Annotated in this window: 14 protein-coding genes, 1 tRNA gene, 1 other RNA gene and 9 pseudogenes; 12 read left to right on the top strand and 13 right to left on the bottom strand. The window is 37.3% G+C overall.

Translation table 11 applies throughout. The annotated features are described in order from the left end of the window. Positions 1-385 precede the first annotated feature (385 nt). The 3 genes from zapA (at position 386) to BTN50_RS11740 (ending at position 1,193) form a co-directional block, all read left to right on the top strand. Positions 386-694: a cell division protein ZapA gene (zapA, locus tag BTN50_RS01030; RefSeq protein WP_096618708.1), complete on the top strand. Its 309-nt coding sequence runs from the start codon at positions 386-388 to the stop codon at positions 692-694. A gap of 13 nt (positions 695-707) precedes the next feature. Further along, positions 708-891: non-coding RNA, 6S RNA (gene ssrS, locus BTN50_RS01025), on the top strand. 176 nt (positions 892-1,067) lie between these two features. Next, a complete protein-coding gene (locus BTN50_RS11740; protein ID WP_256386973.1) occupies positions 1,068-1,193 on the top strand; it encodes a hypothetical protein in 126 nt (41 codons plus the stop codon). 119 nt (positions 1,194-1,312) lie between these two features. Here the strand turns inward: BTN50_RS11740 and BTN50_RS10685 are convergent, their stop codons facing one another. Further along, complete coding sequence (locus BTN50_RS10685) at positions 1,313-1,498, bottom strand: hypothetical protein (protein ID WP_235610973.1); 186 nt, start codon at positions 1,496-1,498, stop codon at positions 1,313-1,315. A 181-nt stretch (positions 1,499-1,679) separates the two neighbouring features. Here BTN50_RS10685 and rpiA point away from each other — a divergent pair, with 181 nt between their 5' ends. From rpiA to BTN50_RS10680, 3 genes and pseudogenes are all read left to right on the top strand, one after another. After that, the gene (rpiA, locus tag BTN50_RS01015) at positions 1,680-2,333 is read left to right on the top strand and encodes a ribose-5-phosphate isomerase RpiA (protein ID WP_096618707.1); all 654 of its coding nucleotides are present in this window, start codon (positions 1,680-1,682) and stop codon (positions 2,331-2,333) included. Positions 2,334-2,571: 238 nt separating this feature from the next. Further along, positions 2,572-3,801: a phosphoglycerate dehydrogenase gene (serA, locus tag BTN50_RS01010; protein ID WP_096618706.1), complete on the top strand. Its 1,230-nt coding sequence runs from the start codon at positions 2,572-2,574 to the stop codon at positions 3,799-3,801. 158 nt (positions 3,802-3,959) lie between these two features. Further along, positions 3,960-4,370, top strand: a pseudogene (locus BTN50_RS10680) (transposase); the annotation flags it as partial. Positions 4,371-4,395: 25 nt separating this feature from the next. Here BTN50_RS10680 and queF read toward each other — a convergent pair. Then, positions 4,396-5,241, bottom strand: a complete 846-nt coding sequence (queF, locus tag BTN50_RS01000; protein ID WP_096618704.1) for an NADPH-dependent 7-cyano-7-deazaguanine reductase QueF — start codon at positions 5,239-5,241, stop codon at positions 4,396-4,398. 512 nt (positions 5,242-5,753) lie between these two features. Between queF and BTN50_RS00990 the strand changes: the two are divergent. Beyond that, positions 5,754-6,023: pseudogene (locus BTN50_RS00990) on the top strand (transposase); the annotation flags it as partial. Between the two features lie 139 nt (positions 6,024-6,162). Here BTN50_RS00990 and BTN50_RS00985 read toward each other — a convergent pair. After that, positions 6,163-6,929 (bottom strand): annotated as a pseudogene (locus BTN50_RS00985) (transposase). Between the two features lie 257 nt (positions 6,930-7,186). On the opposite strand from BTN50_RS00985, the gene BTN50_RS00980 reads away from it, so the two are divergent. After that, a tRNA-Val gene (locus BTN50_RS00980) sits at positions 7,187-7,263 on the top strand. 442 nt (positions 7,264-7,705) lie between these two features. Here BTN50_RS00980 and BTN50_RS00975 read toward each other — a convergent pair. Beyond that, positions 7,706-8,571: pseudogene (locus BTN50_RS00975) on the bottom strand (IS5 family transposase). A 293-nt stretch (positions 8,572-8,864) separates the two neighbouring features. Here BTN50_RS00975 and cmoA point away from each other — a divergent pair. From cmoA to BTN50_RS00960, 3 genes and pseudogenes are all read left to right on the top strand, one after another. Next, positions 8,865-9,593 (top strand): carboxy-S-adenosyl-L-methionine synthase CmoA, encoded by a 729-nt coding sequence (gene cmoA, locus BTN50_RS00970; protein ID WP_096618702.1) that lies wholly within the window; start codon positions 8,865-8,867, stop codon positions 9,591-9,593. Between the two features lie 103 nt (positions 9,594-9,696). After that, on the top strand, positions 9,697-10,668 hold the full coding sequence (gene cmoB / locus BTN50_RS00965; RefSeq protein ID WP_096618701.1) for a tRNA 5-methoxyuridine(34)/uridine 5-oxyacetic acid(34) synthase CmoB: 972 nt from the start codon (positions 9,697-9,699) through the stop codon (positions 10,666-10,668). Between the two features lie 124 nt (positions 10,669-10,792). Continuing rightward, positions 10,793-11,650: pseudogene (locus tag BTN50_RS00960) on the top strand (IS5 family transposase). Between the two features lie 286 nt (positions 11,651-11,936). Here the strand turns inward: BTN50_RS00960 and BTN50_RS00955 are convergent. The 9 genes and pseudogenes from BTN50_RS00955 to BTN50_RS09225 form a co-directional block, all read right to left on the bottom strand. After that, complete coding sequence (locus BTN50_RS00955) at positions 11,937-13,013, bottom strand: succinylglutamate desuccinylase (protein ID WP_096618700.1); 1,077 nt, start codon at positions 13,011-13,013, stop codon at positions 11,937-11,939. Positions 13,014-13,226: 213 nt separating this feature from the next. Continuing rightward, positions 13,227-13,523: an integration host factor subunit alpha gene (gene ihfA, locus BTN50_RS00950; RefSeq protein ID WP_096618699.1), complete on the bottom strand. Its 297-nt coding sequence runs from the start codon at positions 13,521-13,523 to the stop codon at positions 13,227-13,229. Positions 13,524-13,918: 395 nt separating this feature from the next. Continuing rightward, the gene (pheT, locus tag BTN50_RS00945) at positions 13,919-16,306 is read right to left on the bottom strand and encodes a phenylalanine--tRNA ligase subunit beta (RefSeq protein WP_096618698.1); all 2,388 of its coding nucleotides are present in this window, start codon (positions 16,304-16,306) and stop codon (positions 13,919-13,921) included. A gap of 19 nt (positions 16,307-16,325) precedes the next feature. Further along, positions 16,326-17,309: a phenylalanine--tRNA ligase subunit alpha gene (pheS, locus tag BTN50_RS00940; protein ID WP_096618697.1), complete on the bottom strand. Its 984-nt coding sequence runs from the start codon at positions 17,307-17,309 to the stop codon at positions 16,326-16,328. A gap of 570 nt (positions 17,310-17,879) precedes the next feature. Beyond that, positions 17,880-18,095: a hypothetical protein gene (locus BTN50_RS11930; protein ID WP_394336760.1), complete on the bottom strand. Its 216-nt coding sequence runs from the start codon at positions 18,093-18,095 to the stop codon at positions 17,880-17,882. Positions 18,096-19,301: 1,206 nt separating this feature from the next. After that, positions 19,302-20,198: a uridine diphosphate-N-acetylglucosamine-binding protein YvcK gene (gene yvcK / locus BTN50_RS00930; RefSeq protein WP_096618696.1), complete on the bottom strand. Its 897-nt coding sequence runs from the start codon at positions 20,196-20,198 to the stop codon at positions 19,302-19,304. A 274-nt stretch (positions 20,199-20,472) separates the two neighbouring features. Continuing rightward, positions 20,473-20,657: pseudogene (locus tag BTN50_RS10670) on the bottom strand (IS5/IS1182 family transposase); the annotation flags it as partial. A gap of 55 nt (positions 20,658-20,712) precedes the next feature. Then, a pseudogene (locus BTN50_RS00925) lies at positions 20,713-21,452 on the bottom strand (IS6 family transposase). Positions 21,453-21,864: 412 nt separating this feature from the next. Next, positions 21,865-21,963 (bottom strand): annotated as a pseudogene (locus BTN50_RS09225) (IS5/IS1182 family transposase); the annotation flags it as partial. A 103-nt stretch (positions 21,964-22,066) separates the two neighbouring features. Between BTN50_RS09225 and BTN50_RS00920 the strand changes: the two are divergent. After that, positions 22,067-22,804, top strand: a pseudogene (locus BTN50_RS00920) (IS6 family transposase). Positions 22,805-22,849 lie beyond the last annotated feature (45 nt).

Below are 22,849 nucleotides of genomic sequence, written 5' to 3'. Positions count from 1 at the left end.
AGCGTACCAGATAATAGTCCATGTATTTCCGTTGTGCTGACTGCTATACTATCTGTAGAAAGAATGGCTGCAATTTTACTGTAATTGAATAAAGTTATTGGGATCACGTTGGATCACCTTATATATAGTTAATTCTCTATTAAATATTACCATATCCTTAAACTTGGAAAATATTTTGTAAAAAAAACATTATGATGCAGTATTATTTGTATGTACGAGATAAAAAGTACTTTGATTTTCACTATATGTACAATTTTTGAACTGTTTAGTGTATCGAAAAAGTATTACTCAATAGAATATACTTAAGGTAACCTATTATTTTTTATAACTTATGTTCTTTGTATCAGTGGATAATACTGTGCTTTAAAGGGAGTTCTAAACGATTGTGACTATGCAGGCTGTTGAAATTCAAATTCTTGGTAAAATCACTCGTGTGATTTGCCCTGTGGGTCAAGAGCAGTCTTTGGTTAATGCTGCAAATGACTTTGATCAGCGGTTGCATGAATTGTCTAAACGCACTAAAGTAATGAATATAGAGCAACTGCTCATCATTGCGGCCTTGAATATGTGCAATGAATTTCATGAAGAAAAAAAGAAAAATATCAGTGATACACGTGAAATGGAACAGCGCCTTATGCTTCTGCAACAAACAATTGAAGAGGCGTTATTGAAGCATAGCGTCTCGAAGGCCTAAAGGCTTTATCAGCTTGACCCTGGAGTGTGCGTCAGCGGATCTATGTCCCTGAGCCGATAAGTAAATTTAAGGATATATCGTTATTAGACTTTTGAGTAATTTCGGTTCGTACCGAGAAAGCTACAGTCTATTCTTCATATTCGCCTTGAACCACAGGGTTCAAGGGCTGATTATCCTAACGGTACTCTGGGGTCATCTTTTTTCTACAACCATAACGTTACGGCAAGAATTGCCGATGCAAAATCAAACATCCACTTCAGAACAGCGCTCTATGCTAAGAAAATTTATTCATTCAAAACTATATGCTCTTAATAAAAATGAGCAACATTGTGCTGCGCAGGCCCTACTGTCACATTTTTAGCACATTGATAGTATGAATGCTGCATCTTCTGTTGCTCTTTATCTAGTTGTCGACGGTGAACTCAATATTCAGCCTTCAATTGAATATTGCTGGGATTTAGAAGAAGACGATGTACCTTTCTGTCACCCATCCTTTTAGCCAAGGTAATCTCCTGTTTTTTTTACTACATCCAGCATTGGAACTGGTATTAAACCAGTATCGAATATTAGAACCTAAATTGGATGTGCGTGATATACTATCAGTTCATATGTTGGATGTTATTTGCACACTCCTTGTTGCGTTTGATAAACCTGGATAACGTTTGAGCAAGGGAAGAAATTACTATGATCGAACGTTAGCTCTTGGGTTGCTTTCAAGTGACGGACCTCAACCTGTGGATATTGCGCATGATTGTCAGCAAATTGATACATTGCCAGTAGAAGCATGATACGCTTCACTACCATTAATTTTGACTCCATCTCGCGTGTAACAATAATAATTAATTAAATTCTTCAGTATTTTGCAGACTATAAAATATTTAATAAAAACATTTTTTTAAAAAGCTACGCATGTTTTGTATTGATCTGTACGATCACTGACAAATCATTCATATATGATATTAATCCAAATTAGCAGGAGACCCTAATGACTCAAGATGACATGAAAAAAGCAGCAGGATGGGCTGCATTAAAATACGTAAAAAAAGACAGTATTGTTGGCATTGGCACTGGTTCAACCGTGAATCATTTCATCAATGCACTAGAGACAATGAAGGAGCAAATTAAAGGGGTTGTGTCGAGTTCTATTGCATCAACTGAGCGTCTTAAAAAAATTGGCATTCCTGTATTTAATGCAAATGAAGTGGCATATTTAAACATTTATGTTGATGGTGCTGATGAAATTAACCCAACTAATGACATGATAAAAGGCGGTGGTACAGCATTGACGCGGGAAAAAATTGTTGCTGCTATTGCTGAACAATTCATCTGTATCATTGATGATAGTAAGAAAGTGGATGTAATGGGAAGTTTCCCACTTCCTGTTGAGGTGATCCCAATGGCGCGTTCTTATGTGGGTCGCGAATTAGTGAAATTAGGCGGAGATCCTTGTTACCGCGAAGGTTGTATTACTGATAACGGAAATATAATCTTGGATGTACACAATTTAAAAATCATTGATGCAAAAGCATTAGAGAACAAAATTAATGCTATCGCAGGCGTGGTCACAGTGGGGCTATTTGCAAATCGAGGTGCAGATGTTGTGCTTGAAGGCACCCTAAATGGTGTTATAAAAAGTTAAAATTTCTTTAGCTCATAAGCCCTTAGCGTTTGATTTTTTAAAGGCTTAACTAAACGTTTTGGTGTAGAAGATTAAATAAGTTAATGGTGCTATTATGACACTGCTTTTTCGTATATATAATGTAATGTTCTTACTCTCTCTTAATGTTATGTGCTATGTGTTATGTTAGTTATTATTGAATGCAATTTGCATGGTGAAAATTAATTTTCTAGTTTTGTTTTTAAGGATGAAATTTTCGATGACTGAAACATCTTTTAAAAAAGGAAAGATAAAAATTTTGCTTCTTGAAGGTGTTCATCCGTCTGCATTAAAAGTTCTTCAAAGCGCTGGTTACAGTAATATTGAATATTATAACAGCCCTCTGGCAGTCAAAGAACTTGAAAAAGCCATTAAAAATGTACATTTAATTGGTATTCGTTCCCGAACTCAATTAACAGAAAATATTTTTCAAAAAGCTCAAAAATTAATTGTGGTCGGTTGTTTCTGTATTGGTACTAACCAAGTCGATCTGGCTGCTGCCGCAAAATGTGGTATTCCTGTTTTCAATGCTCCATTTTCAAATACACGTAGTGTTGCTGAGCTTGTGTTGGGTGAAATTTTATTATTGCTGCGTGATATTCCGGCAAAAAATGCAGCGGTGCACCGTGGTGATTGGATAAAATCTGTTGATCGTTCGTTCGAAGCGCGTGGTAAAAGCCTTGGCATCATTGGCTACGGTCACATTGGTACTCAATTAGGTATTTTGGCTGAAAATTTAGGGATGCATGTTTTTTACTACGACATTAAGAATAAATTATCTTTAGGCAATGCCACGCAAGTGGCTTCTATGTCAAATTTGCTGAATAAGAGTGATATTATTACGCTTCACGTTCCAGAAACAAATTTAACACAAAATATAATAGGTAAAGAAGAGTTTGCTTGCATGAAATTTGGTGCTATTTTTATCAATGCTGCGCGTGGCACTGCAGTGAATATTGACGCACTTTGTGCCGCGTTAGAAAGTGGTCATATTAGCGGTGCTGCAGTTGATGTATTCCCAGCTGAACCAAAAACTAATAATGATCCATTTTTGTCGCCATTGCAAGCATTTGATAATGTTATCCTGACACCACATATTGGTGGTTCTACGCATGAAGCGCAGAAAAATATTGGTATTGAAGTGATTGGTAAGATGATTAAATATTCAGACAATGGTTCAACGTTGTCATGTGTCAACTTACCAGAAGTGTCACTGCCAGAACACTTAGGAACTTCTCGTTTGCTTCACATCCATGAAAATAGATTTGGTATTTTGACTAAAATAAACACTATCTTTGCAGAAGAAGGTATCAATATTGTTGGTCAGTACCTGCAAACTAATGTTGAATACGGTTATGTTGTGATTGATGTTGAGACTAAGTATGCAGGGACTGCATCGAAAAAACTTAAAGCGATTGAAGGAACGCTTCGTTCACGTATCCTGCACTAATGTACTAATTTATTCCTCTAAGTTTCTTTATTTCCTAATTTCCTAAATCAGAGAACTAAATTATCAACCTATGCTCTAAACAGGTAGGTTAACTTAAGTGTTTAGGTTTTATAGACAAACATAGCTATAAAATGACCAACTGGCAGTAGTAGAGTCAAATTTTAATTAATAGTGGTTCACTAATATTTTTGATTGATTCAGCAATTATTTAGCTATTGAATTAAATTAATAAGGGTCATAATGGGAGACTTCATTTATGTAATGACTTAGTCATAATGACGGTTTTCATGGTCAAACGTGTATTCTCCATACCATTGAAATGTCTGCAATGATTTCTTAACTCCATTTTCAAATTTGCTCAACTGTCGTTATTATGCCTCATGATTCATGCATTAGTAATCGAGCAAGAATGGTTAACATTGTGTTCAAGACGAAGACTAAAGGATCCATTCAGCACTTAGCCATTGATTCTACAGGATTAAAAATTTACGGTGAAGGTAAATGAAAAATAAAAAAATATTCCATTGATGGAAATGCGGAGAGTTTGGCGTAAACTACATGTAGCGGTGGCTTTGTCGCCTAATCTGAGCATTATTATTGTCGAGCAAGTCTGTTATTTTCGCTTGGTATGTTACCCATGTTAGTGCGGTATGGGTTGATATCCAAACCACCCCTCCGCGTATAACGAGCATACACGGTTAACAATTTCGGTTGACAGTATTTCATTAAATCAGTGAAGATTCGTTCTACGCATTGTTCGTGAAATTCTTTGTGATGACGAAAAGACACAATATATCGCAGCAGTTTTGTGCGATTAATACGTTTACCTTTATAAGTAATTTGCACTGAGCCCCAATCAGGCTGATTAGTAATCAGACAGTTAGATTTAAGCAGGTGACTGTGTAAGGTCTCTGTCACTATAGTGCCATCTGCGGCGCCTTTCAGTAAGTCTGCATTGAACTCATAATCGTCAATGAAGATATCTTGTGTATCAATATGTTCACCGCTAAATGCAACAATGGTGGTATTAGTAAATTTTTCCAAAGGAAGAATAGTGACATCAACACTTTTCCCCACACATGCTGAAAGATCTGTTGCTAATACATTGACAACTTCTTGCCATATTGCAAATTTGGTTTGATTAAGGCTATTAAGATACAGTTTAAAAGACTTGGATTCGATTAAATTCGGGCTGGTGGCGGGTATGCGTACTTCACCAATGCCAACTTGTGGCAAGCCTTTAATATTGAGCCAAGACAGTTCGTATAGTGTCCAAACGTCATAACCAGTAAAAGGAAGTATTTGTTTTAAATTGAGATTATCCCGGTTAAGGCTACGTGAGATAGGCTGCAGTAATTCTGGAGCATAATGATTCTGGTAGTCTGTTTTTTGCCTTAATGTCATGCCTGCAAGTTTATGTGCTGCTTTATATTTATGCATACGATTTTACCATAGATCGATTAAAACAAAAAAGCTTACTAAATTTGGATGAATCATTGTTAATGAATTATGCTATTATTAATAGTTTTGGTCGTTCAGAGAGTGCTTTATTTCGGTTTGGTGTGGTTTTATTTTTTAATACAAGTTCAGGTAGTAAATTCCAATATGATTTACTACTAGATGAACGCATTTATTTTAAGTATACTTAAGTCTGTTAATTTCTTTAATATTTTTGTCATTTTGCAAATTTTATCAGTCTGGCCATTGCAAGCCGTAGGGCTCAATATTTCTCTGTGCAGTTTATTAATTTGGAATATTACTGCTTCTGATAGGGAATGTTTATGGTAACTATACCTCGCTTTTCAATGCTTATTTGACCATATAATTTCTGGCAACTGACCACGAAATTGCGTGGATGAGCTTGTGTTCAAACGGCTTTATTTTTTTCAATCAGGTAACTTAATTATTAATTGACACTCTAAACAATTAGGTTAATTGAAATATTCAAGTCTATGAACAATCTTCACTACAACATACCTAACTGGGAGCTGTATAATCAAGCTTTAATTGAGTGGAGATCACTAACATTTTGCATGGATCATGAAGCGATTCAGCTATGGAATCAAATTAAGCAGAGTAATCATGGGAGACTTCGCTTATTTAGAGATTTAGCTATTACGACGGCTTTCATAGTTAAACGCGTATTCTCAACGCTATTAAGATGTCAGACAGGATTCATTCATTTTATTTTCAACCTTGCTGAATTGCTGTTGTCATGCCCGAAAATAATAAACGAACTCATAAATGCACAAAAGTTTATCTTTTTTTGTATGCATTTACCCGCCTTGTTAATATCCATTCCACTTGCAAGAAGTTTTGTTTTTAATTTAAGTTCAGATAAAAAAATCTTAATATGAGTCACTATGAGACAATCGCTTTCTTGTTGTACCTGTTGAGTCCTATCTGCTTATTTAACGTTTTTATCATGGCGTAGGTTTCGTTAATTTGAGCATTGTGATTCCTTAGGCTCAATGTCCTCCGAGAAATTTTTTGATTCTAGACATCGCCGTCCCCGATAAGGAATATTTATGGTAATCACACTCCATTTTTCAATACTGATTTGAATCGTATAACTGCTGATAACTGATCGTTAAGTTACGTAGATGACCTTATTCCCAAAAAGCTGCTCCTTTTTCTTGGTGGGCTGAGTAGAGCCATTCGTTTAATACGAACTGTTTCGTAATATTATTTGATGTCGTAAGGACTATAGCCTGATATTTTATTGGCTCTGCGTCGGGTCTGTTTGAGCCAATTAGGTAGCACTTTAGTGTTATGCTTTTTTACGACTCATCCGCCTTTACTGTAAATTTCGAATCCTGTATAATCAATGCTTCAATGTTGGATAGTTTCCTTAGTTTTCGTTTTGAATGCGATGTTTACCGTTTTGGCTTGCTTGTTAATGTATGAATAGTGAGGGCATGACAACAACGGTGGAGTAAGTTTGAAAACAGAATGAATGAATTCATGCAAACCTGTCAGTAGCATTGAAAATAAGCGTTTAACCATGAAAATCGCTGTAATGGCTCAGTTGCTAAATAAACGAAGTCTCCCATGATTACCCTGCTTAGTTTGATTTCATAGCTGAATGTTTTTTTATTAATTTAAAATGCTAGTGAACCACGATTGATTAAAGATTGATTATACTTCTTCTAGTTAGTTGTCTGGTAGCAAAGCTTCTTCATAGACTTGAATATTTAAGCCAGCCTAGCTGTGTAGAGCATAGATTAATAATTGAGTTCTCTAATTTGGGAAATAAAATTTTCCAAAGTATAAACGTTTAAAAAAGTAATGTAGTATAATTGGTGTGCAGTTGATTAGAATACCATTATGAATAGTGAGATCAGTGGTTATGATCCGTTTGGTTATTTCATGTTTAATTGAAGATGCGTCTATAGCTCAGTTGGTTAGAGTACTGCCTTGACATGGCAGGGGTCGGCAGTTCGATTCTGTCTAGACGTACCAAACGTTACATTGGGAAATATTATGCGTTCATAGCTTAGCTAGTTAACCTGAAATACGTATAAACAATTGACTACATACCAAAGTTTACATTTGATTGTTTGCCTTGATGTAAATGACTGCTACTAAATTTTTTCTTGGCACGAGAGTAGTACTTAATTTTTATGAGTATTAAAAAATGAAATAAGCTTTATTACGTCTTCATTAGCACAGTAATGATGATAGTGATAACTTTCAAACCTATTATATACACTTTCTTTGTTGCTACTTTATCAACTGATTTCCTGAATTAGTCAGCTACGCATGAATGATTAAGCTCAAGACATTTTAGTGCTGTTTTATTATTACCTGAATCAACGCCATGCAAGAACAAGAGGATTATCCTCGTTAATTGGCTTTGTTTCCTAATTTGAATTAAGATAGTAAATCCTAACATAATTAATGATTAAATAATTGCTTTTGTTTTAGGCATACTTAGCTCTGTTAACTCATCTAATGCTTTTACCATAGCGTAAATTTCGCTAATCTGAGCGTTATGATCTCTGAAGTTCAGTTTCCTTCTTAGTGGTTTTTTGACTCGAAACATTGTTATCTTTGGCAGGGAACGTTTATGGCAACCGTACCTCATTTTACAATGCTGATTTGAACCGTATAACTTCTGCAACTGACCGTTAAATTATGTGGATGACTTCGTTTTCAAAAAGTTGTTTCTTTTCGTGGTGGGATGAGTGAAAATGATCACTTGATATGAAAGATGTTTACAACATTATCTTGTGTCGTAAGCACCATAGGTTAATATTTTATTGCGTTTTCGACGGGTCTGTTTGAGTAAATGAGGTAGCACTTAACTGCCAGTTACATTGGATGTACTTAACACAGCAGCAATGATTTAATTCGTATTTATATCTACCGCTAAATGTAATTTGTGCCAGACTCACCGTTTCCCATGAGTAACATGCTTTTTTACTGTCCATTCGTCTTCACCGTAATTGTGAATCCCCGTAGAATCAATGGCTAAGTGCTAGATGGCTCCTTTATTCTTCGTCTTGAACGTAACGTAACCGTTTTGGCTCGCTTGCTAATGCATGAATAGTAAGGGCATGACAATGGCAGTTAGGTAAGTTTGAAAACAGAATTAATGAATCCTTGCAAACCTCTCAATGGCATTGAAAATACGCATTTAATCATGAGGGTCGTCGTAATGGCTAAGTAGCTCAATAAACGAGGTCACCCATGATTACCCTGCTTAGCTTGATTTCATAGCTAAATAGTTTCTTCAGTAATCCAGAACGTTAGAGAGCAACGAGTGATTCAAGCTTGATTATGCTGTATCCAGTTTGTTGTTTTGTAGCGAAGCTTATTCATAGACTTGATATTTAAGTTATCCTAGTTGTTTAAAGCGTAGGTTGATAATTTAGTTCTCTGATTTGGGAGATAGAGCCTAAAGATAGATGAATAACGTTGTACTGTGAGACAAATATTATAAAATATTATATAATATATATTTTTTAGTGTTAGCTTGCTGTCCGCACTATGTAAGGTTATTTTATCGCATGTCAATATTTATAAATGTACCGGTAGATATAGTTTCAAGGTAGGCTCCGATGGTTGATCATGACAGTATTTTTGCTGTTCCCATTGAAAAATTGGGTGATTTTACGTTTGATGAGACCGTGGCAGAAGTATTTTCTGATATGGTCCAACGTTCAATACCAGGCTATAGTAACATCATCTCTACTATTGGCACGCTGGCAGGACGCTATGCGTCCGCAGGATCTAACATCTATGATTTAGGTTGTTCATTGGGTACAGCTACCTTGTCTATGCGCCGCCACATTAATGTTCCAAACTGCAAAATCATTGCTGTAGATAACTCTCCTGCTATGATTGAACGCTGCAAAATTCATGTAAATGCTTACTATTCTGATACAAACGTTGATGTTATCGAGAATGACATTCTCAACATGGATATTCAAAACGCCTCTGTTGTAGTGTTGAACTTCACGTTACAATTTTTAAATCCAGATGACCGCCAAACATTACTTGAACGCATATATGTAGGATTGAAACCAAAAAGTATTTTAATTTTATCTGAAAAATATAGTTTTGAAGACAAAACAGCACATGAACTTCTCATTGACTTACACCATGATTTTAAATGTGCTAACGGTTACAGCGAATTGGAGATTAGTCAAAAACGTAGCGCACTAGAAAATATTTTGAAACCAGATACCATTGACTACCATAAGCAACGCTTGAGTAACATCGGTTTTAGTAGCGTAACCGTATGGTTCCAATGCTTTAACTTCGGTTCGATGTTTGCGATTAAATAACCGTATGCAAGATTTGATATAGCTTGTTGTTTTCCTCGTAACTAATACTTAGCACGTTAACTTACAGTATTTAATAAATACATAACGGACAGATTTATAATTCATGTTTGATTTTTCTGATTTTTATCAACTGATCGCCAAAAATCGCCTACAGAACTGGTTAAATATTCTTCCAGCGCAGTTAACCAAATGGCAATCCTTGCCGCACAGAGACATGCTAAAATGGATGCGCGTTTTGAAGAAAATCTCTACTGATCCACCATCTATGTCCGAGCTCAAAAATTATATAACCATTGGTACTGACGATGAATTGCCAGAAGAACAACGTATAAAGCTAAAAAATATGCTTCATTCATTCCACCCTTGGAGAAAAGGTCCTTACCGTGTCCACGGCATTAACATTGACACAGAATGGCGCTCAGATTGGAAATGGAATCGCGTATTGCCGCACATCTCTCCGTTGAAAGGCCGGTATGTCTTAGATGTTGGTTGCGGGAATGGCTACCATATGTGGCGTATGTTAGGTGAAGGAGCAGAACTTACCATTGGTATCGATCCATCAGAACTATTCTTGGTACAGTTCGAAGTTATTCGTCGATTGATGGGTAACGCTCAACACGTACACTTACTGCCATTGGGTATTGAATGCCTTCCAAAATTAAAAGCCTTTGATACTGTGTTCAGTATGGGTGTGTTGCATCACCGTCGTTCTCCACTGGATCATCTGATCCAGTTAAAAAGTCAGTTAGTGAAAGATGGTGAATTAGTGTTGGAAACCTTAGTAATAGAAGGAGGTGAAAATGAAGTGCTGGTGCCAATTGAATGCTATGCTAAAATGCGCAACGTTTACTTCTGTCCTTCAGCCAAAGCATTGAAAATATGGCTTAAAAAAATGAAATTTATTGATGTGCGTATTGTTGATGAATGTGCAACAACCACTGATGAGCAACGCACAACTAAATGGATGACTCATCATTCGCTACCTGATTACCTTGACACAGACAATCCTGCAAAAACAGTCGAAGGTTACCCTGCGCCTAAGCGAGCTATTCTTATTGCGAAAAATTCTGACTAATTTATAATATAGACACTGGCTAGGATCCTACATTTTCAGTGCACTTTTGCTTCATTTCTTAAAAAAAGAATTAAATCAGTAATCTACGTTCTAAACAGCGAAGTCCACTTAAATGTTTAAGTTTATGGGTAAGTCGCACTACAAAATAATCGATTACAAACAGCATGATCAAGCTTTAATCAATCGTGGGTGCATTAACCTTATGGATTGATGAAGAATATCTATCTATGGACTTAAATGAAACAGGGCAATCATGGGATACCTCATTTATTTAGCAAATTAATCATTACTTCGGCTAGCATGGTTAAATGCGTATTTTCAATGACATTGAAAATTTGGAAGAATTCACTAATTTTATTTTTCAACTTGTTTAACTGCTACTATGCTCTTATTATTCATTCATTTGCAAGTGAGTTAAAATGATTAACGTCGAGTTCAATACGAAGAATAAAAGAACCATTCAGCACTTAGCCATGTCTTTTACGGGGTGATAAGTCTACAGTGAAAGTGAATGATAAGTAAAAAAGCATAGTATTGACGGTAAACGTTGAGTTTGGCGCAAGTTACGTTTAATAATAGATGTTAATACGCATGAAATCATTGCTGCTGAGTTAAATGCATTTAATGTGACTGCCCGCGAAGTGCTACCTAATTTGCTTAAACAGACCCGCCAAAAAATCAATGAAATATCAGGCAATGTTACGAAACCGTGCGTATTAAACGAGCGGTTCCACTCATCCCACTAAGAAGAGAAGCAACTTTAGGAGAATGATGTCATTCGCGTAATTTAGCGATTAATTACTAGCAGTTATACGGTTCAAATCAGCATTGTAAAACGAGGTATGATTATCAGAAACGTTCTCTATCAGAGACGGCAATGCTTAGAGTTAAAGAATTTTTTAGCGGAACATTGAGCTTAAGGGAGCATAATTTTCAGATTAGTGAAGTCTGTGCCATGAAAAAGATCGTAATGGCTAAATGACTAAATAAATAAAATTTTTCATGATTACCCTGCTTAGTTTGATTTCATAGTTGAATAGCTTCTTCATCAATTCAAAAAATTAGTGAGCCAAGATTGATTAAAGCTTGATTATACTGCTTCTAGTTAATTGCTTTGTAGTGAAGTTTGTTCATAGACCTTAATATTTAAATGAACCTAACTGTTGAAAGTGTAGATTGATGATTTAGTTTCCTTATTTAGAAAACAAAGTTAGCATTACATTTCATTCATGGCATACATGTCTGAAAAGACATAGAAATAAAAAGCACTAGCTAGAGTTTAATAACTCCGGATTGAGTTCAACATTGACATAAAGTGGTTGAGAAAAATTTGGTTTAAAAGGTTGAACTAACAAACAAGCTCTCTGACCAATAGTAACTTTGGCATTTGGGAACACAACCGCTTCTCCACCCAGCCCTGCAGTATAGAAAATATTATTTTCTTGCGCCAAAAGTTCCCCTTCAATAAAAAAGGTAAAATTCGCTACTTGTTTGTCGAATGCCAACCTAAAACTTTCATCCATTTTCGTGATGGTTCGGCTTACTTTATACGCTTTGAGAGCGTACGAGCTTTTGCGTTGCAGTACTGCATCACTACTGAGAAGCGATTTCATTGCTTGCTTAAGTGGCTTAAATGCCTCCATATTATTTTGATGAAATAGTGTAACACAGCCCATTTCAAATGTTGCTGCTAAAGCACCAAAATTTTCACAAGTCCACCAACTAAACGTTGAGGATGGCGTTCTACTCAATAGTATTGCATCTATTCCTGCTGCACTTAAAAACACCGTAAGTGGACGGATGTCTATTGCGTGAGTGGAAGCAGGAATGACAGCAAACATATAATGCTTCGAATTACGTATTGTACTATGAAGGTCAAAATGCCACCGATTTGTCTTATCCTGAGAAAAACTATTGGCTGATGTAGAGGCGAAGAAAGTAGAAACATGTCGTTGTAACCGATTCGCCAATGCACATTCAGCATTTCGGTCATCATTTTTCCCTGCAAAAAGTTGATTCAAGTTTTCTTCAATGAATCGCGTATGCGCATGTATTGCTGCTGGATAAGCAATGATAAAAAGAATTCGGTGCATTGGAACAAACTTTTGGTTAAAAATATCAGTAACTAATTCATCAATGAGTATAATTGGCGCTGTTTCATCGCCATGGATACCCGATGAAATGACAACGTTTATCTGCGAGTTAGGTGACACAATTTCAACTACACCAACATCATGATGCTTAATACCTACCCCATTATTTAAAACAAAATGCTGAGGTTGAAAATTAGTAGGAGAATATAGCGTATGATGCAGAAAACCGCCCGACAAATAGCTATCAATCATTATACTATCCTTAATAACTGTCTAATTCTGTAATCAAAATAGTTTATCGTCTTTTTAAAAAAATACACAAAATAAATAAATTGAAAACAATGATTTAACCTTGTTACGGAGATAATTTGAAAATCCAACAGTATAGAACAGAGCTCATTAAATGTAGCAGTAATAAAAAACCGCAGTGGTTACACCACGGCTTTTTAATGTCAAACTAGAGTGTTACTTTTTCAACTTGACATCTTCAACGCGTGCTTTGAGTTTTTGTCCTGGACGAAAAGTGACCACACGTCGAGCAGTAATTGGAATGTCTTCACCCGTTTTAGGGTTACGACCAGGACGTTCATTTTTATCTCGAAGATCAAAATTACCGAATCCTGACAATTTTACTTGTTCACCAACTTCAAGCGCCTTTCGAACTTCTTCAAAAAAAGCTTCGACAGTCTCCTTGGCATCCCGCTTGCTCATTCCGATACTTTCAAACAGGTTCTCAGCCAAATCAGCCTTCGTGAGCGCCATAGGTCATTCCCTCAAGAAATATTAAACACAAATGTAATACGTCGTATTCACACCATGATATTTCACTGCATCGAAATATTCAGTTGCTCCGCATTAGGGCAATTAATTTCTCTCCAGTAACTGATCAATAGTGTAAGCCAACCGGCTGATTTGCGCTAATTTTTTCCATACCATTAATTGTAACAGTGCTCTGTTTATGGGGGTTTACATTTTTAAATTATGTATACAATATGAAACATATATTATTGCTATGCTTTTTATCAACTGTTTTTATTCATTTTGATTTGCTTACTTGTTATCAATTTAATAAAATTAGAATTTATTAAAATTATATGTGTTAGAATTATTAGATAAAAAAGTAACTCTATGGTTATTTTATATGGATGGTTTTCATATTAGTCGCGAAGATGAGCGTTAAATTTATTGCCAAGGTGTTTAATGACTTCTGCAACCGACTCAGAAATATCATTTTCTTCGAGGGTACGCTCTGCAGATTGAAGCGTCAGTGTAATAGTGAGGCTTTTCTTTCCATACTCAACGCCCTTACCTGTATAAAGGTCAAACAATTGTGAACTTTGTATAAGTGCATTGCTGGTGCCCAAACATGCGCGAACAACAGCTACTGACTCAACGTTATCAGCAACGATCACTGCGATATCACGACGGTTCGCTGGAAACTTTGATATCATAATTGCTTCAGGGATAATGCGTTGATTGATCGCAGCCCACTCAATTTCGAATACGATAGTGCGACCATTCAGGCCGAATAGAGGTTCTAGTTTTGGGTGGACAGTGCCAATATGACCAATAATTTTACCTCCAACTTCAATTGCTGCACTCTGATCTGGCTGCAATGCGTTATGTTTAGAAGCTTTAAAGCTATACGCAATCTCGTTAGCTGTTAGCTCCAGAATAGCTTCTAAATCTCCTTTTAGATCAAAAAAATCAACAGTGTTAGATTCAATGTTCCAATGCTCTTCAGAGCTAGTACCCGTAATTACACCTGCAAGCATCATCTCTTGACGCATACCGTTTTCCGCTGTCACTTCAGGAATAAAGCGCAGACCTGCTTCAAACAAGCGAATACGTGATTGCTGACGTTTTTGATTGTATGCAACTACGTTTAATAGACCTGGCCATAAGCTCAAACGCATTGATGACATTTCAGCAGAAATGGGGTGTTGCAAGATTAATGGTTTGACGTCACACACGATTAATGCTTGTTGTTTAGGTTCAACAAAACTATATGTAATTGCTTCATGGTACCCACGGTCAACCAGTAGATCACGAACACGTTTCAGAGGTTGATTCATCTCTTTACAATTCTTCATAGTCAGGCATGCCTTTGGTACTTGGTTTGGGATGTTGTTGTAACCAAAAATACGCCCAACCTCCTCTACCAAATCTTCTTCGATAGTAAGATCAAAACGCCATGAAGGAGTTTTTGCTACCCAACCTGATTCTGTGGTTTCGACATCACAACCTAGACGCGTTAGGATTTCAACAACATCATCAGATGAAATGCAGTGCCCCAGCAAACGATTTAACTTAATACGACGTAAGGAAATAGTTTTCGCTTTTGGCAGATGCTCTGCAGATTCTTTACTAACGATTTCTCCCGTTTCACCACCACAAATTTCAATTAGCAGCTGTGTAGCTCGTTCCATGGCATGATACTGCAGATTTGAATCAACACCACGTTCAAATCGATGTGATGAATCTGTGTGCAGACCGTAGCTACGTGCTCGACCACGGATTGCATCTGGTGCAAAGAATGCAGCTTCTAATAATACGTCAGTTGTCTCGTCAGTCACACCTGAGGATTCGTCACCAAAGATGCCTGCAATAGCTAGAACTTTATTGTGGTCAGTGATAATAAGCGTATTATCATTCAATTCAACTTCATTGCTATTCAGGAGAGTCATCTGTTCGCCTTGCTTAGCCATACGAACAACAATGCCGCCTTCAATCTTCATAAGATCGAATGCGTGCATCGGTTGGCCTTGTTCAAGCATCACGTAGTTAGTAATATCAACGATTGGATTGATTGAACGAATGCTGCTACGACGAAGTTTTTCTTGCATCCAGAGTGGAGATGTAGCTTTTGCATTCACATTTTTAACAATACGGTTCAAATAACGTGGACACGCAATAGGTGCTTCAATAGCAACAGATATCTTGTCATTAATTAATGGTTTTACATTTTTAAATGCAGGAACAGACACGTCAGCTCGGTTCAATATACCAACTTCACGTGCCATACCTTTGATGCTCAAACAATCCGCACGGTTTGCTGTAACATCAACATTAATGGTAACATCATTGAGTGAAAGGAATTCACGGAAGTTAGTACCAAGAATGGCTTCTGCAGGTAACTCCATAATACCGTCAGATTCGACGTTGATACCCAACTCGGTAAATGAACAAAGCATCCCGTAAGAAGATTGACCTCGCAGTTTTGCTACCTTTATTTTAAAATTGCCCGGTAGAACAGCACCAATGGTTGCTACTGCTACTTTAATACCCAATCGGCAGTTTGATGCCCCACAAATTATCTCCAGTAGCTCTTTACCGCCAACATTAACTTTAGTTATGCATAGTTTGTCAGCATCGGGGTGTAGGCCACATTCAACCACTTCACCAACAACAACGCCAGTAAACTTACCCGCCACGGGTGCAACATCATTCACTTCTAGACCAGCCATAGTAATTTGGTGTGTTAATTCTTCGCTATTTATAGCAAGTTTAACCCACTCACGAAGCCAAAATTCACTGAATTTCATTTATGAATTGCCTCAATGCTTACTTAAATTGTTTCAAAAAACGCAAATCGTTTTCGAAGAACGCGCGCAGGTCGTTCACGCCGTAACGCAGCATGGTTAAACGCTCAACACCCATACCGAAGGCAAAACCTGAGTATTGTTCTGGGTCGAGATTAACAGCGAGCAGTACATTAGGGGAAATCATACCGCAACCTAAAATTTCTAACCATTTACCATTGTTATGACGAACATCCACTTCTGCGGAAGGCTCCGTAAATGGGAAGTAGGAGGGACGAAAACGTACTTCAAGATCTTTTTCAAAGAAGTTGCATAGGAAGTCATTAAGGATCCCTTTTAATTGGGCGAAGTTAACATTTTCATCAATCATCATACCTTCTACCTGATGGAACATTGGGGTGTGCGTTTGGTCATAATCATTTCGGTAAACGCGTCCAGGTACAATGAATCGTAATGGTGGTTGATTTTCTTCTAATATACGAATTTGAACCCCAGAGGTGTGCGTACGTAGCATCAAGTCTGGGCTAAAAAAGAAGGTATCATGACCAGTGCGAGATGGATGATCTTCTGTAATGTTCAGCGCGTCAAAGTTATGGAATGCATCTTCTATTTCCGGGCCCGTTTTTACATCAAAGCCCAAGTAACTGAAAAAATTTTCAATGCGTTCTATGGTACGCGTAACTGGGTGAAGACCACCGTTCTTCATGCGGCGACCTGGGAGAGTTACATCGATAGCACTAGTAGCTAACTTGGCTTCAAGTTCAGCACTTTTTAATGCATTTTTGCGTTCAGATATCGCTTGCTGAACCATTCGCTTTGCTTTGTTAATGTTCGAGCCAGCTTCACGACGTTCATCAAGTGGCAGTTTACCAAGAGCCTTAAGCTGTGTGGTCAGCTTACCTTTCTTACCTAGGTACTTAACGCGCACTTCATCCAGAGCTACAATTGAATCAGATGCTTCGATGGTCGATGTTGCGTTGGATAGAATATTTTCTAGTTGTTGCATCGTTTCCTTACCCATCTTGTCTAGCGATTACTTACAGAGTAAAAGGTATACCAGTTCTCGTCACAAGATACACAAACTAATCTTAATTTGCATCAGCTAGTTTTACCCTGATAATTTATATATGCGTAATGTTACATAGTAAATAAACAACGTAATAAAGCCAAACTGAAAATACGTTTACGTGCTTATCATGATTAGTTTTCGTCTTTGTTAGTAATAAACTAAAAAAATAGCAGTTTAGCTATTCAGGCTTAACGTATATGGAAAAAATTAAATGATTATGTCTTCAATAACTTTCTTTTGGTTAAAAGGTAATATGCATGTTTAATGAGACTTTGTGTCCTAGTTTGAATGCAGATAACAAATCTCAGCATGATGAACTATGAAACAATCATTGTCGTTTAAGGCATGCTTAGTTTGGTCAGCTTATTGAACGTTTTTATCACTGCATAGGTTTCGCTAATCTGAGTATTGTGAGCTTTTAAGTTCAATGTTCCTCCGAGGAGTTTTTTTAATTCGAACCATTGCTGTCTTTAATAGGGAATGTTTATGGTAACCATATCTCATTTTTTAATGCTGACTTGAACCGTGTACCTTCTGGTAACTAACCACTAAATTATACAGATGACCTCGTTTTTTAAAACGTGCTCCTTTTTTTGGTGAGATAAGTTGAACCGCTTGTTTAATACGAACTGGTTCGCAATATTGTCTGATGTCGTAAGCACCATCATCTGATATTTCATTAATTTTTCGGTGGGTATTTGAGTCAGTTAGGTAGCACTGCACCGTTAGCTACATTTGAAGCACTTCACTGAGCAGCAATGATTTCATGCATATTTATATCTACCGCTAAATGTAACTTGCGTCCGGCTAACCGTTTCCTATAAGCGCCATACTTTTTTATTTTTCATTATTACCCTGCTTAGTTTTGTTCCATAACTGAATGTTTTTTTTATTAATCCAGAATGTTAGTGAGCCACGATTGCTTAAAACTTGATTGTACTGTTTCAAGTTGGTTATTTTGTAGCGAGGCTTCTTCATAGACTTGAATATTTAAGCTAATCTAGCTATTTAGAATATTGATTGAAAATTTATCTCCCTGATTAACAAATAAAGCCGGTTACCATAAACGATAATATTTTGAATCTCAAACTACTGGTAGGAGCATTGAGTTTAAGAAATCACACAACTTAGATTAGCTAAATCTATGCCATGATAAAAGCGTTAAATAAGCTGACAAGACTAGGTATGCCTAACATGAAAGCTATTGTTTCACCGTGAATCATGTGGAGATTTGCTATCTGAGCTTGCATTAGGGAAAAAAGCTTTTACCTGCTGACAAAATGGTACTTAACGTTAATGGTAGCCACAACAGTTAATCTACGTTAAATAAATGAACACATGATCAGAACTACACTTGCCATCGATAAGAACTAGAATAATCATTCCATAGAAAATAGGTTTTGTTTCCTAAATAAGGGAACTAGATTATTAATCTACGTTTTAAACAGTTAGCTTCGCTTAAATATTCAAATTTATGCTTAAGTTTCGCTATGAAAAAACCAACGAAGAGTAGTGTGATTAAGCTTTAATCAATCGTGGCTAACTAACATTCTGGAGTGATGAAGAAGCCATTCATCTATGGAACTAGACTAAGCGAGGTCATCGCGAAAAACTTTGTTTATTTAGTGAGGAGTTTAGCTATTATTGTGACCAGTTCGTAGGAAGACAAAGTGCGAGCTAGGTTTGTGAAATTAGTTATGCGATTAAAAATAGTATTGCCAATTTTGGTACAGATGAATTGGCAGAACTGACTTAAAAATGTGGGACATGGAAAATTTAGATAAAAAGCATGGGTACATGCGCAACTTTTATATCTAATGTCTATGCAGCAGCGTACGACTTCTGAATACAAAGCGTTAACTAGTCAGAGCGATTTATTTAATTATTAAACATAATTCGAAAGATGAATTGGTGACTAACAGTTAAGTGTTATTCATCACCTAGTAGGATCTCTTTGATTGCTTGCGAAAGCTTATCACGGTCATGCCGCCACTGGTGGCTTACGGATGCTAAATCCACAGATACTTGTTGATAGACTTCTTCGATGGTTTCGTCGTTGTCTGGCCCTAAAACTAAGTTAATTTTTCTTCCGCCCATGGAACGTTCACACCATTTTAATATGGTGCTCAGCGTCATTTTTTTTGCAGGACCAGCTTCTTTACTTAAATTCCGTACAAAGATTATTCTTGCCGGTGTGCATTCAAGTGCTCGATTGATTTCAGGAAGTAAAAGGGGAGGCATTACGCTGGTTAAAAAACTGCCTGGTCCGAGAATAACCAATTTTGCATCATTAATTGCTTGTATGGCTTCTTTGGTCGCGGGTACGATAGGTTTTAGCATGAGTAGTGCTGGAGGTTCTTTGAGATTATCAATGTTAGTTTCACCTGATATTATTTGTCCTGCATGAGTTTGTGCTATTAAATCAGCGGGATATTCAGACATAGGAATGATATGTGTGGATACGTTAAGCATATTACGAATCAGGTTGATCGCTTCTAGAGGGCGAATAGACATGTTATCTAATGCGGTTAACATTAAATTACCTAAATTATGGCCATTTAGTTCGCTATTTCCTTTAAAACGATATTCAAAAATCATTGAACCGATAGAAGGTTCTGTTATTAATTGGTTAAGACAGTTACGGGTATCCCCCCAAGCGATACAATCCTGACAGGCTCGAATTCGACCCGTTGAACCACCATTATCGGTTGTGGTGACAATACCTGTAACCTGATCTCCGCATTCATTAAGCGCAGAAAGCATGCGGCCTAAGCCGTGCCCACCACCAATAGCTATGATGTTTGTTCTTTGATTTTTATTGTTCATGTAGTGCCATTAATCCTGAGTTTTCAAGTAAAAAATAAAGTATAATTAGAAGAAAAAGCACCATCTTATTTTTAAGGAGTAACAAAGTAAGCTATTAGGTTAATCTGTAAATTTTTATAGCTAAAATAAGCTTTGTTTCCTAGTTCTAATGTAGATAGTAAACCTCAACATGATTCACTATTAAATAATAGCTTTTGTTTTAGGCATATCTAGCCCTGCCAGTTAATTTAATCTTTCTCTCATATTGTTGGTTTTTTTAATCGATATATTGCCGACTTTGATAAAGAGTTGCTCCTATTCTGGGTGGGATTATTGGAACCGCTCGTTTAATACGAATGGTTTCGTAACATTGTCTTGTGTCGTAAGCACTAGTACCGAATATTTCACTGATTTTTAGACGGGTCTGCTTGAGTAAGTTAGTTGCATTTTACTGTCAGTCACATCTAATGCACTTAATTCGGGGTTGTTATAACTAATTATAGGATGCAGATCTACCCAGTAATGGGCTTAACGATTACTGATAACTCACCTCAACATTGAAGAGACGATTCATGAAGGCGGATCTCTCCCGAACAAGAGTTTTACCCTCATCATGACGTAACCAGAAATCAAACTGGCCTTTGTTCAACATTCGCAGTGATTTGAATCCCTCGATGGTTGACCAGGCTCGCTTTCGTATTTTAAAATTGCCGAAGCTGACAACGAGCTTCTTGATAGGAGTGTGATCGGACTCGATACCATTATTGAGATACTTCACTTGCCGTTGCTCGACATCCGCTTGCAGTCGTCCCTCCTTCTTCAGACGCGAGATAGCATGAGCATACGAGGAATGCTTGTCTGTGTTCAAGGTCTTAGGCGGAGTGTCTACATCATAGTATCTTAGACACCGTTTCAAGAACTGATAAGCCGTGCTTTTATTACATTTTGGGGGAGAAATAGCAGCCCAGTGTCTCACCTTGCTTATTGATAGCTCGATACAGATAATGCCATATCCCTTTCACTTTGACGTAGGTTTCATCGAGCTACCACGCAAAATTTGCTCGGATGAATTGATGGCGACGTAACTTCTTGCGTAATGCTGGGGGCATATTCCATGAACCAACGATAAATGGTCGAGCGGTTAACCGAAACCCCTCGCTCTGTCAGCATGTCGCTGCAGTTGGCGTAGCTCATTGGGGTCGAACCATACCAGCGCAGGCACCAAAGAATGATTTCAGGAGCAAAATGTTTCCATTTGACTGCGAGATTGGTCATTGAGTCACTAGATCAGAAAAGACAGAATTAAATTCTGAGTTTTGGTTGATTTTTTTGCAACAAAGCCCTTGAACTAGCTCACCAGAAAAAACTGTTACAATTAAGTATAGATGCATCAAAAGTGGCCATGCCAATTTTTAAAGTATGGGGCTTTAAAATAAAGCTGGTTAATAAAACCACCAGAAAAGGTTAGGTGCTGACCAATTACCACATGTATAAAATGCTTTGATCTTTATTAAAGTATATACCCCCCAAAAGGTTGTGATCTTGCAAATGTAGTTCACTGCAGGTCTGATTAATCAGCGCATGAATACCACCAACCAGTTTAAACTAACTCATGATAACGATAGAAAGTTTTTCTTGATACCCCAAGGTAACTGTTCACCCGTCTCCTATTAACAGCCCCTAACTGGATGGCTTCTTCATTAATCCAGTAAGTCAGTGAACCATAATTGATTAAAGCTTGATTATACTGCTTCCAGTTAATAGTTTTGTAGTGAAACTTGTTTATAAACTTAAATATTCAAGTGACTTTAGTTGTTTAGAGGGCTTTGTTGCAAAAAAATCAACCAAGACACAGAATTTAGTTCTGTCTTTTCTGATCTAGTGACTCAATGATCAATCTCGCAGTCAAATGGAAATATTTTGCTCCTGAAATCATTCTTTGGTGCCCGCGCTGGTATGGTTCGACCCCAATGAGCTACGCCAACTGCAGCGACATGCTGACAGAGCGAGGGGTTTCGGTTAACCGCTCGACCATTTATCGTTGGTTCATGGAATATGCCCCAGCATTGCGCAAGAAGTTACGTCGCCATCAATTCATCCGAGCAGATTTTGCGTGGCAGCTCGATGAAACCTACGTCAAAGTGAAAGGGAAATGGCATTATCTGTATCGAGCTATCAATAAGCAAGGTGAGACACTGGGCTGCTATTTTTCCCCCAAAATGTAATAAAAGCACGGCTTATCAGTTCTTGAAACGGTGTCTAAGATACTATGATGTAGACACTCCGCCTAAGACCTTGAACACAGACAAGCATTCCTCGTATGCTCATGCTATCTCGCGCCTGAAGAAGGAGGGACGACTGCAAGCGGATGTCGAGCAACGGCAAGTGAAGTATCTCAATAATGGTATCGAGTCCGATCACGCCCCATCAAGAAGCTCGTTGTCAGCTCCGGCGGTTTTAAAATACGAAAATGAGCCTGGTCAACCATCGAGGGATTCGAATCACTGCGTATGTTGAACAAAGGCCAGTTTGATTTCTGGTTACGTCATGATGAGGGTAAAACTCTTATTCGGGAGAGATCCGCCTTCATGAATCGTCTCTTCAATGTTGAGGTGATTTATCAGTAATCGTTAAGCCCATTACTGGGTAGATCTGCATCCTATAATTAGTTG

Origin of the sequence: Candidatus Enterovibrio altilux, assembly GCF_002381345.1 — a bacterium.
Classification (GTDB): domain Bacteria; phylum Pseudomonadota; class Gammaproteobacteria; order Enterobacterales; family Vibrionaceae; genus Enterovibrio; species Enterovibrio altilux.
Note: the sequence above shows the minus strand (reverse complement) of the source record. Positions and strands in the feature narration are given on the sequence as shown.

What these genes read in the sequence shown, in the direction of transcription:
- BTN50_RS11740 (WP_256386973.1), top strand. Translation starts at nt 1,068, where the DNA reads ATGAATGCTGCATCTTCTGTTGCTCTTTATCTAGTTGTCGACGGTGAA.
- BTN50_RS10685 (WP_235610973.1), bottom strand. Translation starts at nt 1,498, where the DNA reads ATGGTAGTGAAGCGTATCATGCTTCTACTGGCAATGTATCAATTTGCT.
- rpiA (WP_096618707.1), top strand. Translation starts at nt 1,680, where the DNA reads ATGACTCAAGATGACATGAAAAAAGCAGCAGGATGGGCTGCATTAAAA.
- serA (WP_096618706.1), top strand. Translation starts at nt 2,572, where the DNA reads ATGACTGAAACATCTTTTAAAAAAGGAAAGATAAAAATTTTGCTTCTT.
- queF (WP_096618704.1), bottom strand. Translation starts at nt 5,241, where the DNA reads ATGCATAAATATAAAGCAGCACATAAACTTGCAGGCATGACATTAAGG.
- cmoA (WP_096618702.1), top strand. Translation starts at nt 8,865, where the DNA reads ATGGTTGATCATGACAGTATTTTTGCTGTTCCCATTGAAAAATTGGGT.
- cmoB (WP_096618701.1), top strand. Translation starts at nt 9,697, where the DNA reads ATGTTTGATTTTTCTGATTTTTATCAACTGATCGCCAAAAATCGCCTA.
- BTN50_RS00955 (WP_096618700.1), bottom strand. Translation starts at nt 13,013, where the DNA reads ATGATTGATAGCTATTTGTCGGGCGGTTTTCTGCATCATACGCTATAT.
- ihfA (WP_096618699.1), bottom strand. Translation starts at nt 13,523, where the DNA reads ATGGCGCTCACGAAGGCTGATTTGGCTGAGAACCTGTTTGAAAGTATC.
- pheT (WP_096618698.1), bottom strand. Translation starts at nt 16,306, where the DNA reads ATGAAATTCAGTGAATTTTGGCTTCGTGAGTGGGTTAAACTTGCTATA.
- pheS (WP_096618697.1), bottom strand. Translation starts at nt 17,309, where the DNA reads ATGCAACAACTAGAAAATATTCTATCCAACGCAACATCGACCATCGAA.
- yvcK (WP_096618696.1), bottom strand. Translation starts at nt 20,198, where the DNA reads ATGAACAATAAAAATCAAAGAACAAACATCATAGCTATTGGTGGTGGG.